Annotated in this window: 10 protein-coding genes and 4 tRNA genes; 10 read left to right on the top strand and 4 right to left on the bottom strand. The window is 62.5% G+C overall.

The annotated features are described in order from the left end of the window. The first annotated feature begins 3 nt into the window (after positions 1–3). The 10 genes from C4Q26_RS04165 (at position 4) to C4Q26_RS04120 (ending at position 6,853) form a co-directional block, all read left to right on the top strand. Positions 4–675 carry an SPOR domain-containing protein gene (locus tag C4Q26_RS04165; RefSeq protein WP_023379450.1) on the top strand — a complete coding sequence of 224 codons (672 nt, stop codon included), beginning with the start codon at positions 4–6 and terminating at the stop codon, positions 673–675. A 127-nt stretch (positions 676–802) separates the two neighbouring features. Further along, positions 803–1,360, top strand: a complete 558-nt coding sequence (locus C4Q26_RS04160; RefSeq protein ID WP_023379452.1) for a CvpA family protein — start codon at positions 803–805, stop codon at positions 1,358–1,360. Positions 1,361–1,402: 42 nt separating this feature from the next. Beyond that, positions 1,403–2,908, top strand: a complete 1,506-nt coding sequence (purF, locus tag C4Q26_RS04155; protein ID WP_104882807.1) for an amidophosphoribosyltransferase — start codon at positions 1,403–1,405, stop codon at positions 2,906–2,908. Positions 2,909–2,923: 15 nt separating this feature from the next. Continuing rightward, complete coding sequence (locus C4Q26_RS04150) at positions 2,924–4,135, top strand: O-succinylhomoserine sulfhydrylase (protein WP_023379456.1); 1,212 nt, start codon at positions 2,924–2,926, stop codon at positions 4,133–4,135. Beyond that, positions 4,132–4,905 carry an SDR family oxidoreductase gene (locus C4Q26_RS04145; protein WP_023379457.1) on the top strand — a complete coding sequence of 258 codons (774 nt, stop codon included), beginning with the start codon at positions 4,132–4,134 and terminating at the stop codon, positions 4,903–4,905. The genes C4Q26_RS04150 and C4Q26_RS04145 overlap by 4 nt, the downstream gene beginning before the upstream one ends. A gap of 235 nt (positions 4,906–5,140) precedes the next feature. After that, a tRNA-Val gene (locus C4Q26_RS04140) sits at positions 5,141–5,216 on the top strand. Positions 5,217–5,296: 80 nt separating this feature from the next. Then, positions 5,297–5,373, top strand: a tRNA-Asp gene (locus tag C4Q26_RS04135). A 99-nt stretch (positions 5,374–5,472) separates the two neighbouring features. Then, a tRNA-Asp gene (locus tag C4Q26_RS04130) sits at positions 5,473–5,549 on the top strand. Between the two features lie 137 nt (positions 5,550–5,686). After that, positions 5,687–5,763, top strand: a tRNA-Asp gene (locus C4Q26_RS04125). 205 nt (positions 5,764–5,968) lie between these two features. After that, the gene (locus tag C4Q26_RS04120) at positions 5,969–6,853 is read left to right on the top strand and encodes a DUF2242 domain-containing protein (protein WP_023379469.1); all 885 of its coding nucleotides are present in this window, start codon (positions 5,969–5,971) and stop codon (positions 6,851–6,853) included. Between the two features lie 200 nt (positions 6,854–7,053). Here the strand turns inward: C4Q26_RS04120 and C4Q26_RS04115 are convergent, their stop codons facing one another. The 4 genes from C4Q26_RS04115 to C4Q26_RS04100 all read right to left on the bottom strand — a co-directional run bounded on the left by C4Q26_RS04115 (position 7,054) and on the right by C4Q26_RS04100 (position 13,582). Next, on the bottom strand, positions 7,054–8,094 hold the full coding sequence (locus tag C4Q26_RS04115; protein WP_104882806.1) for an AraC family transcriptional regulator: 1,041 nt from the start codon (positions 8,092–8,094) through the stop codon (positions 7,054–7,056). A 4-nt stretch (positions 8,095–8,098) separates the two neighbouring features. Next, entirely contained in the window at positions 8,099–9,217 is a 1,119-nt protein-coding gene (locus tag C4Q26_RS04110; protein ID WP_023379471.1) for a nitrilase-related carbon-nitrogen hydrolase, read from the bottom strand. Positions 9,218–9,407: 190 nt separating this feature from the next. Next, positions 9,408–10,766: a Na+/H+ antiporter NhaA gene (gene nhaA, locus C4Q26_RS04105; RefSeq protein ID WP_104882020.1), complete on the bottom strand. Its 1,359-nt coding sequence runs from the start codon at positions 10,764–10,766 to the stop codon at positions 9,408–9,410. A gap of 260 nt (positions 10,767–11,026) precedes the next feature. Further along, positions 11,027–13,582 carry a fimbria/pilus outer membrane usher protein gene (locus C4Q26_RS04100; protein WP_104882805.1) on the bottom strand — a complete coding sequence of 852 codons (2,556 nt, stop codon included), beginning with the start codon at positions 13,580–13,582 and terminating at the stop codon, positions 11,027–11,029. Positions 13,583–13,636 lie beyond the last annotated feature (54 nt).

Raw genomic sequence — 13,636 nt, 5'->3', positions numbered from 1 at the left:
TAGATGGCTGTGCTGGATAAAGGGATGAAACAGCGTATGGTCGGTGCGCTGGTGTTGGTGGCATTGGCAGTGATCTTCCTGCCGATGCTGTTCACCCGCGAGGATGAAATGCGCCAGGTCCAGGTTGAGGCTCCGCAGGCGCCGGCCATGCCGACCTTGCCGCAAGTGCAGGTCGAGCCGGTTGCCGTGCCGGAGCCGCAACCTGTGCCGGAAGAGCCTCAGCCAGCGCCGGTGGTGGTCAATGAGTCCACTGCGCCGGTCACCACCCCAAGCCAGCCGATCACGCCTTCGCCGCAGACCCAGGCCCAGACCAAGGCACAGACGCCAGTGCCGGCGCCTGCGGCTGCACCGGTTGCCAAGGCTGAAACCCGACCGGCGGCTTCTCCCGCCCCGGCACCAGCCGCTTCGGCACCCTCGAAGATCGACGTTAATGGCCTGCCGGTGAGCTGGTCGATCCAATTGGCCAGCCTGTCCAACCGCGCCGGTGCCGAGAGTTTGCAGAAAACCCTGCGCAGTCAGGGCTACAACGCCTACATTCGTTCGGCCGGTGGCATGAACCGGGTGTATGTCGGGCCAATGATCGAGCGTGCGGAGGCCGAGCGCCTGCGTGACACGATCAATCGGCAGCAGAACCTCAAAGGCTTTGTGGTGCGCTTCCAGCCGGAGCGCAGCTGATTTTGCCGGGGCTGCCTTGCAGCCCATCGCCGGCAATGAGTGCATCGCGAATCACCCTGACATTCCGCTTACCCCAAGCCCGCCGCTCTGGTAAAATGCGCCGCCTCAAACGTCTGCAGGCAGCACCGTGGCATTTACCTGGGTTGATTGGGCGATCATTGCGATCATCGCCATTTCCTCACTGATCAGTCTCAAGCGCGGCTTCGTCAAGGAAGCCCTGTCCCTGCTCATCTGGATCATTGCCGGGGCGGTCGCCTGGATGTTCGGTGGGTCGCTCTCGGTGTATCTTGAGAGTTATATCCAGACCCCCTCGATGCGCACGATTGCAGGCTGCGCCATTCTGTTCGTCGCCACCTTGCTGGTGGGGGCCATGATCAACTTCCTCATTGGCGAGCTGATCCGCGTGACCGGGTTGTCCGGCACCGATCGTTTCCTCGGCATGGCGTTCGGCGCCGCGCGCGGGGCCTTGCTGGTGGTGGTGGCCATCGGGCTGCTCAGCCTGGGGCCGGTTCAACAAGATAGCTGGTGGCAGGAATCACGCCTGATACCACAGTTTCTATTGGTCGCTGACTGGTCGAAAAACCTGATCATGGGTTTCACCGGTCAGTGGATGTCCAGTGGTGTGATCAGCGCACCGGCTGATCTTCCGTTCAAGGAACAGTTGCTCGGGCCCACCAAGCCCTGAGTGCTATTCACTCAAGTTTCATCAAAGTAGGGGTTGCGTCGCATGTGTGGCATCGTCGGTATCGTCGGTAAGTCGAACGTCAATCAGGCGCTGTATGACGCGCTAACGGTCCTCCAGCACCGCGGCCAGGACGCTGCCGGTATCGTGACCAGCCATGACGGCCGGTTGTTCCTGCGCAAGGATAATGGCCTGGTGCGCGATGTCTTCCAGCAGCGCCACATGCAGCGCCTGATCGGCCACATGGGTATCGGTCACGTGCGCTACCCGACCGCGGGCAGCTCGACCTCGGCTGAGGCCCAGCCGTTCTACGTCAACTCGCCGTACGGCATCACCCTGGCACACAACGGCAACCTGACCAACGTCGAGCAGCTGGCCAAGGAGATCTACGAGTCCGACCTGCGTCACGTCAACACCAACTCCGACTCGGAAGTGCTGCTGAACGTCTTCGCCCATGAGCTGGCGGTGCGCGGCAAGCTGCAGCCGACCGAAGAGGACGTGTTCGCTGCGGTTTCCCACGTGCACAGCCGTTGCGTGGGTGGCTATGCGGTGGTGGCGATGATCACCGGTTACGGTATCGTCGGCTTCCGTGACCCGAACGGTATTCGCCCGGTGGTCTTTGGCCAGCGTCATACCGACGAGGGCGTGGAATACATGATCGCTTCGGAAAGCGTTGCCCTCGACGTGCTCGGTTTCACCCTGATCCGCGACCTGGCGCCGGGTGAGGCGGTGTACATCACCGAGGAAGGCCAGCTGTACACCAAGCAGTGCGCCACCAATCCGCAACTCAAGCCGTGCATCTTCGAGCACGTTTACCTGGCCCGCCCCGACTCGATCATGGACGGTGTCTCGGTGTACAAGGCGCGCCTGCGCATGGGCGAGAGACTTGCCGAGAAGATCCAGCGCGAGCGCCCGGATCATGACATCGACGTGGTCATCCCGATTCCGGACACCAGCCGCACCGCGGCGTTGGAGCTGGCCAACCACCTGGGCGTCAAGTTCCGCGAAGGTTTCGTCAAGAACCGTTACATTGGCCGTACCTTCATCATGCCTGGCCAGGCTGCGCGCAAGAAATCGGTCCGTCAGAAGCTCAATGCCATCGAGCTGGAGTTCCGTGGCAAGAACGTCATGCTGGTCGACGATTCGATCGTGCGTGGCACCACCTGCAAACAGATCATCCAGATGGCGCGCGAAGCTGGCGCCAAGAACGTCTACTTCTGCTCCGCAGCCCCTGCGGTGCGTTACCCCAACGTCTACGGCATCGACATGCCGAGCGCTCACGAGCTGATCGCCCACAACCGTACCACCGAGCAGGTGGCCGAGTTGATCGGCGCCGACTGGCTGGTCTACCAGGACCTGCCAGACCTGATCGAATCGGTCGGTGGCGGCAAGATCAAGATCGAGCACTTCGATTGCGCGGTGTTCGACGGTGAATACGTCACCGGCGACATCGACGAAGCCTATCTGGACCGTATCGAACAGGCCCGCAACGATGCGGCCAAGGTCAAGAATCAGGCAGTCAGCGCGATCATCGACCTCTACAACAATTGATTTGGGAGCGACGGCATGACGGATCAATGGGATGCCGGACGACTGGACAGTGACCTCGAGGGTGTCGGTTTCGACACCCTGGCGGTGCGCGCCGGTCAGAGTCGTACACCGGAGGCCGAGCACAGCGAAGCGCTGTTCCTGACCTCCAGCTATGTCTTCCGCACGGCTGCCGATGCAGCCGCGCGCTTTGCCGGTGAAACCCCGGGCAACGTCTATTCCCGCTATACCAACCCCACGGTGCGGGCGTTCGAAGAGCGCCTGGCGGCCATGGAAGGCGCTGAGCAGGCCGTGGCGACTTCAACGGGCATGTCGGCGCTGCTGGCGGTGGTCATGTCGCTGTGCAGTGCAGGCGACCACGTGCTGGTCTCGCAGAGCGTATTCGGCTCGACCATCAGCCTGTTCGAAAAGTACTTCAAGCGATTTGGCGTACAGGTGGACTACGTGCCGCTGGCGGACCTAGGCGGTTGGGAGAAGGCCCTCAAGGCCAACACCAAGCTGCTGGTCGTCGAGTCGCCGTCCAACCCTCTCGCCGAGTTGGTGGACATCAGCGCCCTGGCCGAAATTGCCCATGCCCACGGTGCCTTGCTGGTGGTGGACAACTGCTTCAGTACGCCGGCGTTGCAGCAGCCACTGAAACTGGGTGCCGACATCGTCTTCCACTCCGCCACCAAGTTCATCGACGGCCAGGGCCGTTGCATGGGCGGCGTGGTTGCTGGCCGTGCCGAGCAGATGAAGGAGGTGGTGGGCTTCCTGCGCACCGCCGGGCCGACGCTCAGCCCGTTCAACGCCTGGATATTCACCAAAGGCCTGGAAACGCTCAAGTTGCGCATGCGCGCCCACTGCGAGAGTGCCCAGAAGCTGGCCGAATGGCTGGAGCAACAGGATGGCGTGGAAAAGGTGCATTACGCCGGGCTGCCGAGCCACCCGCAGCACGCGCTGGCCAAGCGCCAGATGAGTGGCTTCGGTGCAGTGGTCAGTTTCGAGGTCAAGGGCGGCAAAGAGGGCGCTTGGCGCGTCATCGACGCTACCCGGATGATTTCGATCACCACCAACCTGGGCGACAGCAAAACCACCATCGCCCACCCAGCCACCACCTCCCACGGTCGTCTGACGCCGCAGGAGCGTGAAGCGGCGGGCATCCGCGACAGCCTGATCCGGGTTGCCGTTGGCCTTGAAGACGTGGCTGATCTGCAAGCCGATCTGGCGCGTGGTCTGGCGGCGCTGTGATCGACTGGAAAGGCGGTGGGCCGGGCCATAACGGCCGGGTAGCCCTGGTGACCGGGGCCGCTCGCGGTATCGGCCTGGGCATTGCCGCCTGGTTGATTTGCGAAGGTTGGCAGGTTGTGCTGACCGACCTTGACCGCAAGCGAGGGGCCAAGGTGGCCAAGGCACTTGGGGAAAACGCCTGGTTCATCACCATGGATGTCGCCGACGAGGCCCAGGTGAGTGCCGGGGTGTCCGAAGTGCTGGGTCAGTTTGGCCGCTTGGACGCCCTGGTGTGCAATGCGGCGATTGCCAATCCGCACAATCAGACGCTGGAAAGCCTGAGCCTGGCCCAGTGGAACCGGGTACTGGCGGTCAACCTCAATGGCCCGATGCTGCTGGCCAAGCACTGCGCACCCTATTTGCGTGCGCACGCAGGGGCCATCGTCAACCTGACCTCGACCCGTGCGCGGCAATCGGAGCCAGACACCGAAGCCTATGCCGCCAGTAAAGGCGGTTTGCTGGCCTTGACCCATGCTTTGGCCATGAGCCTGGGACCGGAGATTCGTGTCAACGCGGTAAGCCCTGGCTGGATCGATGCGCGAGACCCTTCGCAGCGCCGTGCCGAGCCGTTGACCGAGGCTGACCATGCCCAGCATCCGGCGGGCAGGGTAGGGACCGTGGAAGATGTCGCGGCGATGGTGGCCTGGCTGCTGTCGCGCCAGGCGGGTTTCGTCACCGGCCAGGAGTTCGTGGTCGATGGTGGCATGACGCGCAAGATGATCTACACCTGAACCGCACTGCGACAGGGAAGGGGACCGAAAGGTCCCCTTTTTTGTTTCTCTAGCGGATCACTGCAGGAGCCGGCTTGCCGAAGATGGGCTCGCAACAGGCAGGCAAAACCCCAGGGACCGGCAAACTGTTTTTTGCCCTTTTTGAAAAAAAATTCAATGGGGGTATTGACTTAGCTTCGGCACCTGCGTAAATTTCGCGGCCTCAGCGAAGCAAACGCAACAAGCAACATCGCGGGGGTGATTAGCTCAGCCGGGAGAGCATCTGCCTTACAAGCAGAGGGTCGGCGGTTCGATCCCGTCATCACCCACCACTTCCTGAGATCGTTCCTGGTGCAGGCCGCTTTGAAAGAAGCGAAACGCCAGAGAGGAACAGGACGCAAGTCCACTATGCGCAGCGGTAGTTCAGTCGGTTAGAATACCGGCCTGTCACGCCGGGGGTCGCGGGTTCGAGTCCCGTCCGCTGCGCCACTTTTTCAACAGATGGGTGCCTTGCACCGGTCTGAAGCCAAAAGGCGAAAATGCCTGAGGCTGATCCCAGTTTCAATCAGGCGAAAGCCTGAACGATACGCAGCGGTAGTTCAGTCGGTTAGAATACCGGCCTGTCACGCCGGGGGTCGCGGGTTCGAGTCCCGTCCGCTGCGCCATCTTCGTTTCGAGGTCCTTGAACGCCTCGAAGCAACAAGGGAAGCGATCATCGTGTCGCTTTTTTTGTGTCTACCGCTGGGTGCCAAGCACCAAGCAGAGTAGATCAGGTTTTACCGGGCGCAAGCCCAAGCGATACGCAGCGGTAGTTCAGTCGGTTAGAATACCGGCCTGTCACGCCGGGGGTCGCGGGTTCGAGTCCCGTCCGCTGCGCCATCTTCGCCTCGAGGTCCTTGAACGCCTCGAAGCAACAAGAAAAGCGACCTCAGGGTCGCTTTTTTTGTTTTTGGCTTTGGCAGTGCTCCGTTGCACCTGCGGCCGAATTTACAAGAAGCTGACACACTCTTCACCGATGAACGGTTTCAGTCACTGCCCAGTGTGTTGCACAATAGACACCTTCTCGACTTACCCGGAATTCGCAATGACCAGATCATCCGTCTTTGGTGCGCTCGGGCTGGCCCTAGTGCTGGCGGGCGTGTCCGGTTGCTCTTCGAAAAAAGCTGCTATCTACGAACACGAGAACTTCGACGACTCGGGAACCTTCTCGCGCAGTTTCCCGGTGAGCGATGCCGGCTCCTGCGAGGCTGCACGGCGTGCCTTGCTCAGCCAGGGCTACATTATCACCAGCAGTGGCGCCAATCAGGTCACGGGCAACAAGAGTTTTCAGCAGAACAGCGAAAACCACCTGCAGATCAGCTTCAACATCACCTGTGCGCCCGATGTGAGTGACGATCAGCGTTCGACCATGTTCGCCAACGCCCTGCAGGACCGCTACAGCCTGAAGAAGTCCAATACCTCCGCCAGCTTGGGTGTCGGTGTGCTGGGCTCGGTTTCCATGCCGATCGGTTCGAGCGACGACTCGATGGTCAAGGTCGCCAGTGAGACGGTGACTGCAGCGCAGTTCTATGATCGCTACTTCGCCTTGGTCGAGAGCTACCTGCCAAAGCCGAAGAAGGTCCAAAAAGCCCAGAAGGCGAAGGTCGAGGCGCCCAAGGAAGAAAAGCCCGCAGCTGACCTTGGCTTGCCGGAGCAGGCATCCGCCGCCCCAGTGGTTGCCCCGCCGCCCGCCGCCGCCCTTCAGGCTCCCGCTGCGGCGCCGTTGGCTGCACAGGCGCCAGCCTCTGCCAACGTTGCACCTGCCAGTGAAGTCCAGGCGACCCCGGTAGTCGATGACAGTCAGGGCTCGCAGCCGGTCGCGCCGCCCGCGGAACCTGCGCCGATCCAGGCGCAGACTCAGGACGCTGCCAGCGCCACCGAAACAGCCACGTCTGCGGCCACACCCACTGTTACAGAAGAGCAGCGCTAACTTCCTGAACACCTGCTACGTTTACCCTTCATGGGAGTTGTCATCATTCCTTCACCTTTCCTGCTTAGGTTGAAGGCATGACCAACGAAAATGAAAGCATGAAGAGGACGCAGGGCAATGGATGATTATCAGGAAGAGCTACTCGAGTACCAGGCTTACGAACTGGACACCCCAGAGCCGGCGGACGACGCCACCGAGCTTTAACCCGCGTGACGTTGGCTACGCCGGAACGCTCCCGGCGTTATGCCGGTCCATCGCTTGAACGCGCGTTGGAAGGCTTCGGCTGACGCAAATCCCAACAAATAGGCAATCTCGCCGAAGGCCAGTTCCGTGTCGCGGATATAGGTCTCGGCCAGGTCGCGCCTCGTATCGTTGAGCAAGCTGCGAAACCCTGTGCCTTCCTCCGCCAGCTTGCGGCGCAAGGTCCAGCAGGGCAGTTGTAGGTGCAGTGCTACTTCTTCCAGGTCGGGTTCACGGCCACCGTTGAGCAAGGGCCCCAGCAAGTGAGTGATGCGTTCGCCCAGGCTGCGCACTCGCGTGCGCTGCTGCATCTGCGCTTCGCACAGTTGCAGCAGGTGGTGCCAGGTGCTCGGGCAATGGTGCGGGTTGACAAGGTCCAGCGTGGCCTTGTTCAGGCGCAGTTGATTGCTGCTGGCGCCAAACTGCACGGCAGTGCTGCACAGTGGCTGGTAATGGTCTGCGTAGTCAGGCGCCTCGAACTCGATCTCCAGGCGTTCGGCCTGCAGCGGGACGCAAGCCAGCCCCGCAAGTTGAGCCAGCCAGCCGGCCAGCAGCGAATCGACCACGAAACGGTTGTAACCGTTGTAAGGGCTGATGGAATAGAAACGCAGCCAGGCGCCGTACGGGTCCTCCAGGAAACGGGAATGGCCCCGGTAATTGGCAGCATACAGCGGTTCGAAACGCAGCAAGGTGCGCGCAGCTTCACCCAGGGTGGGTGCCTGCGCGGCCGTGACACCCGCAAGCCCGGCGTGCGAGAGGTGGCTCAGACGGCCCATGTGCAGGCCTAGTGCCGGCTCGCCGGTCAGCTCGATGGCCGCATGGCCCAGATGCATGTAACGCGGGATCGACAATCGCGCATTGGCTTCGCCCAGGCGCGTGGTGTCCAGTCCGTAGCGCAGCAGCAAGGGCGCGGGATCATGGCCCAATTCGCGCAGTGCCTGCGCCAATGGTTGGACGAAGCCTACCGACAGGTCTCCCAGGCGCACACGGGGGCGTGGCATGGCTTCACAACCACAGGTTCAGCAAGCGGGCGCCCTGGCTGGGCGGGCCGGCCAGCAGCGCTCCTGCCTGATGGGCAAAGCCCTGGCCATCGCTGCCTTGTTCCCAGAACTGACCACGCATGAAGACGCTCATGCTGCTCACGCTCGCGTCTGCGGCTTGGGTCAAGCGCTGCCAGGCGGTTTGTTCGCTGACTTCACCGCGTTGCAACGCCAGCGCCGCGGCGGCCTGCTGATGCCGATTGCCGCGCCACGGCGTCTCCCAGCTGCCTTTACCGCTCAGGAATACCGGGTTGGCGATGATCTGCACCGATTGTCGTGCCAGTTGCTGGTGGTTCGAGGGATACCAGCTGTCGCTGCCTACCAGCACGCCAAGGCGTCCGGCGGGTGTCTGCACCACGTGCAAGGGTTGCTGGCGGCCATCGTGAATGTAACGGCGCGTCTCGCTGTCGGGAAATTGCTGGCGCTGGGGCTGGCCCAGCGGCGAGCCATTGGCGGCGAACACGACGCTGCTGTTGAACAGTGGGCCACTTCCGGTGTGCAACACTCCATCCTTGATATACGGGGCCGGCAGCACGATCGAGCCGGCGACCAACGTCACCCCGAACTCCTGGGCCAGGCCGCCGAACAGCAGCTGATAGTCGCTGGCCATCTGCTGCGCTTTCATGCGCAGGTGTGCATCGGTACGGCGGTCATCGCCGCTTGCGCTAAGCATCGCCATCGCATAGCGCAGCGGGTTGCTCAGTTCCAGCCATTGCAAGGCTTCCTGGCTGCGAGTGACTTGGTACAACTCGTTCTTCTCGCCCCGTGCCCACAGCCAGGTGCCGATGTGTTCGGGTAGCACCACCACCGTGCGGGGGCCTACCAGGCCTTGGGCGCGCGCCTGTTCCAGGTAGGCCGAAAGCTTGCGGTGCAGGCGTTGCAGGTTCTGGTAGTCGCTGGGGTAGAGCAGGGGCTCCACGCCCAGCAGGTTGCCGTTGTCGCCCGGTACGCCATGGTTCAGCGCCAGCTCGATGCGCAGGTCCGAGAGGTAATGGCCTTCCGGTCGTTGCAAGGTCCAGAAGCCGTAGCCGCTTAGCGCGGCAATCATTACCAGCGCCAGGGCGCTTGCCAGGAGTTTTCGCATGAAGCCTTACTGTTGGTTGAGGGGCGAAATGGTCGTGCAGTGACGCAGAGCATTCGCTGCAGCAGCGTGCAGTTGACAGGAAGGTTAAATGATCGGCGGTCTTGAGGGTAGGGCTGGCGATCGAAACCGGGTCGATGCCCGACCTGCCGCCTGGCAGAGGCGGCAGGTTGGAGGGGTAGAAAATCCAGCGTCAGACGGCTTCGACCTTGGTGCCGGCCGCACCCCGGCGCAGGCTCCAGAAGCCCCAGGTGAGGCCAATGACGGCGGCGATGACCGAACCGGACAACACCCCGAGTTTGGCGGCACCCAAGGCGGCTGGATCGGCGTAGGCGAGGTTGGCGATGAAGATCGACATGGTGAAGCCGATACCCGCCAGCAAGCCGATCAAGGTGATACCTGCCCAGGTCACACCGGCAGGCAATGCGCACCACCCCAACCGGACCATGAGCCAGCTGACACTGACGATGCCCAGCGGCTTGCCGAGTACCAGCGCGACCGCTACGGCAGTCATCACCCAGTAAGGCCCTGGAGCGGACAGGTCGACACCCGAGAGACTGACGCCAGCATTGGCAAGGGCGAACAGCGGCATGATGGCGTAGGCCACCCAGGGGTGCAGGTGACCTTGCATGCGCACCACCGGTGCGACCAGTTCGCGTTGTGCCAGGCGCAGACGCTTGAGGGGGTCCATCAGTTGATGTGGATCCTGCTCCGGGGTCTGCGCGCGGCCCAGCAGTTCACCGGTGAATTGCGAGATCGCCTCCAGCGGGCGCTGACGCATGGGCATTGCAGCAACGGGGGTCATCAAGCCGAGCACGACGCCGGCCAGGGTCGGGTGGGCACCGGTCATCAGGATGCCCAGCCAGGTGATCAAGCCTGGTATGACATAGGCGTATGCCGACCCGACGCCTATCTTCTGCAGCCCCACCACCATCAGCAGGCCAACCGCAGCCAAGGCGAGGCCGCTGTAATCGAGGCCGCCGGAATAGAAGAAGGCGATGATCAGCACGGCGATGATGTCGTCGATGATCGCCAGGGCCAGCAGGAAAACGCGGACATTCGCGGGAATCGACTTGCCCAGCAGCGCCAGGACGCCAACGGCGAAGGCGATATCCGTCGCGGTGGGTACCGCCCACCCTTGTTGCTCGGCTGGCGCATGGCCGAAGCTCAGGTAGATCAGTGCCGGGATCGCTACACCACCGATGGCAGCGGCCATGGGCAGCGTGGCCTGGCGCAGGCTGGACAGGGCGCCTTCATGGATTTCACGGCGAATCTCCATGCCGACGACCAGGAAGAAAATGGTCATCAGGCCGTCGTTGATCCAGAAATGCAGCGACTGCGAGACCACCAGCGAGCCGATCCCGAAGGAAATAGGCGTGTGCCAGAGTGCGTCGTAACTGGCGGCAGCGGGGGAGTTTGCCCAGATCAGGGCGGCGATGGCAGCGACCAGCAGGACCACACCACTGACAGCTTCGATATGCAGGAAGCGTTCGAGGTTGGCGAAGGCATGGGCAGCCAGTTGCTGGGCACGGGTTAGCTTGGTTTTTTGCATAGGCGCAAGAACTCCCGCAAGGCGGCCCGACCTGCGTGTCCATTTAACCTGCGTCACTGCCTCATGCAGCTAGCACCCAGGGCGTATTGTACAGGAGTGCGCCGCCTTCAAGGAAAAAAGAACTCGCCATGAGTTCACGCCAAGGCGTGGTGCGGCCTTGTTCATAGGCTTTGGCAGCCCTGGCCGCACTATTTTTTTACATCGCGTTTCCGATCATCCCCGGGGGCCACGAACGATGGCTTGCGCGCCCGGGTCGCCTGCTACGGCTGGCACACCAGGCGCTGGCGTTCATAATTGACCGCTTTGTCCCGTTCGGGCAGGTGATACGCCGCCACACACTGTCGGTCGCTCCACTTGATGGTCAGGCTGCCCTGATCCTGCTCCAACAGCACCAATGCCTTGCCGCTTGGGTCGGAAATCGCCAGTTGCTTGCCTTCGGTATCTTCGACCGAGGCGCCGAATGGAATCGACTGGTTACGCTCGTCGAACAGCTCGAACTGTACCCGACGCCCGCTCTTGCCCGTGTAGCGGGCAAGCACGACGGCGCCGCGTCGAGGCACCAGTTGCTGCGTGGCGTTGTCGATCTCGATGTCGCCCCCCAGATCGCGGGTATCGAGGCTGATCCAGTTGACCCGGTAGGGCTGGGCATTGGGGATCACCGCGTAGCCATTACGTCCGGTTTCCACACCGCTGTAGCTGCTGATCTTTGCACCCTTCACCCCGGGCACTTCGGCCAGTGCGAAGGTTTCGCTCAGCGTCTGGCCGAGGTTGATGCCACCTTGGTGGGCGACGACGGCCCCGGCGATGTTCAGGTTCTGCGAGTCGTAGCCGCGTCCCTGGCTATAGCCCAGGCTGATGTCGGCGACCGAGGTGCGGGTATTGAGGTTGGCCGATGCCGAGCTGCCGCTGGTGCGGCTGTGCCCGCCCTGGATCGAGTAGAAGGTGTCGCTGGTCTCCGAGAGATAACCGTTGACGCCAGCCTGGGTGGTGTCATTGCCTTTCTGCGTGCTCGTGGTGACGAACGCCCGAGGTGCACGGGCGCGGCTGCCGAGCGGGAACGACACCGATACGTTGAACTGGGTATCTTCCCCAGAAGGGCCTGAAGTTCCCAGTTCCTTGGTGCGGCTGACGTCGATGTTGTAGGAAACTTCGCCCCAGTTGTTGCTGTAGCCTGCGGACAGACTCTGCGAGCCGCCTCGGTTCCAGTAGCGCTGGTCGGTGGCCGTCAGGTACAGGCTGCCGAAGGCGCGGTTGCGGCCCAGACTCTGGTTGATGGTCAGGTCGGTTCGGGTCTTGGAGTTGCCGCTGCGTTTGACCAAATCTGTGCTCATGTCCTCGACATGCTGGGCGAGGGTGCGGTAGCCCTCGGTGGAGTAGCGGTAGGCGGCCAGTGTGAAGTTGGTGTCGGTGCCGGTGAATGTCTTGGCGTACAGCGCCCGCAAGCTGTTGCCCTGGGTGGTCTGGCCCTGGGCCTTGCTCGAGGAGTGGGTGACATCGAGCGAGAATGCGCCCAGCAGCGTGTTCAAACCGCTGCCCACGGCCAGTGCCTTGTAGTTGTCGGTGGCTTGCAGGCCGACGACGCCAGTCAAGGTGTTGGACAGGCCGTAGGCCAGCGTCGTGCTGAGCATCTGCGGCCTGGCCAGGCCCTCGGTATTGCTGTTGTAGCGTCCGGCGGAGAGGCTGTACTTGACCTGGCCATCGCGGACCATGAGCGGCAAGCTGGAGAATGCTTGCGTGCTGACCCGCCGGCGACCGTCGGCCTCGATGATGGTGACCTCCAGGTCGCCATTGGAGCCGCTGGGGTAGATGTCGCTGATTTCGAATGGGCCGGGCGGAACGTTGGTGGTATAGAGCACGTAGTCGTTCTGGCGAATCTCGACCCTGGCACTGGTCTGGGCTACACCCCTGACCACCGGCGCGTAGCCGCGCTCGCTATCGGCGCGCATGCCTTCGTCCGAAGCCAGTTTCAGGCCCCGGTAGCGCACGCTGTCGAACAGGTCGGTGTCGCTGAAGATGTCGCCTGCGCTGAACTGGCCCTTGAGCGCCGTCACGTCATGTTGCACATAGCTGCGGTTGCTCTTGAAAGTGTCCGGCCGACCGGTACCGCTGCTGAAGTTCGACTCGTTGCGCAAGCGCCAGCTGCCGAGGTTGATACCGTTGCGCAGGCTCAGGTTGTTGTTGATGCGGGTCTGGGCATCGCCGGCGCTGCGGCTGGTATTGAATTGATAGTTCACGAACGCTGCGGACACCCCGGCATCCCACAGCTGCGGGTCGACATAGCCGCGCAAGCCACGTTTCATCGCAACCTGCGGAATGCTGGCGGACAGGCGCAGGTGATTGGAGTCATAGCTCAAGCTGGCCTGGTCGATCAGAGTGGGCAGGTCGTAGCACGCCTGGGCGTCAACCAGACGACCTTGGGCCTTGAGCTTGTCCATGTCGATGCCCAACTGTCCGAGCAGCTCCAGGGTCAGGCAGGGTTCCACGACCCCGGTCTGGGGGTTGCGGTTGAAGTCGATGTCACGCCGGCCCACCAGCACGTCGTTGCTGTAGAGGTCTACCCGATAATTGCCCGGCAGCACGCTGTTGGCCGACAGCAGCAGTTGCAAGTCGACCGCCGATTGCGCGCCCTGCAGGAAGGTGGTGTTGAAGCCTTGCAGGTGCGGGTCATCCTGCGCCGCTGCCAAGCCGGGTAGCGTGGTGCAGATGACCAGTGACAGGGCGTTGAGCTTCCAGGCCGGACGAAACGTGCCGCCATTGAGCGCGCGCACGCCTGCAGCGGCGCCGACTACGGAGCGGGAGGCGATGGACAGAGACATACGAGGAACCTATTTCATGTCCCGGCACGGGCTGGGCACGGGGAGGCCGCACGG

The organism is Pseudomonas sp. SWI44 (genome assembly GCF_002947915.1).
Lineage (GTDB): Bacteria > Pseudomonadota > Gammaproteobacteria > Pseudomonadales > Pseudomonadaceae > Aquipseudomonas > Aquipseudomonas taiwanensis.
The sequence above is the reverse complement of the archived record's forward strand: the minus strand, read 5'-3'. Positions and strand labels throughout refer to the sequence as shown.

Excerpts from the sequence above, each read along its gene's own strand:
- C4Q26_RS04165 (WP_023379450.1), top strand. The coding sequence starts at position 4 with ATGGCTGTGCTGGATAAAGGGATGAAACAGCGTATGGTCGGTGCGCTG.
- purF (WP_104882807.1), top strand. The coding sequence starts at position 1,403 with ATGTGTGGCATCGTCGGTATCGTCGGTAAGTCGAACGTCAATCAGGCG.
- C4Q26_RS04150 (WP_023379456.1), top strand. The coding sequence starts at position 2,924 with ATGACGGATCAATGGGATGCCGGACGACTGGACAGTGACCTCGAGGGT.
- C4Q26_RS04120 (WP_023379469.1), top strand. The coding sequence starts at position 5,969 with ATGACCAGATCATCCGTCTTTGGTGCGCTCGGGCTGGCCCTAGTGCTG.
- C4Q26_RS04115 (WP_104882806.1), bottom strand. The coding sequence starts at position 8,094 with ATGCCACGCCCCCGTGTGCGCCTGGGAGACCTGTCGGTAGGCTTCGTC.
- C4Q26_RS04110 (WP_023379471.1), bottom strand. The coding sequence starts at position 9,217 with ATGCGAAAACTCCTGGCAAGCGCCCTGGCGCTGGTAATGATTGCCGCG.
- nhaA (WP_104882020.1), bottom strand. The coding sequence starts at position 10,766 with ATGCAAAAAACCAAGCTAACCCGTGCCCAGCAACTGGCTGCCCATGCC.
- C4Q26_RS04100 (WP_104882805.1), bottom strand. The coding sequence starts at position 13,582 with ATGTCTCTGTCCATCGCCTCCCGCTCCGTAGTCGGCGCCGCTGCAGGC.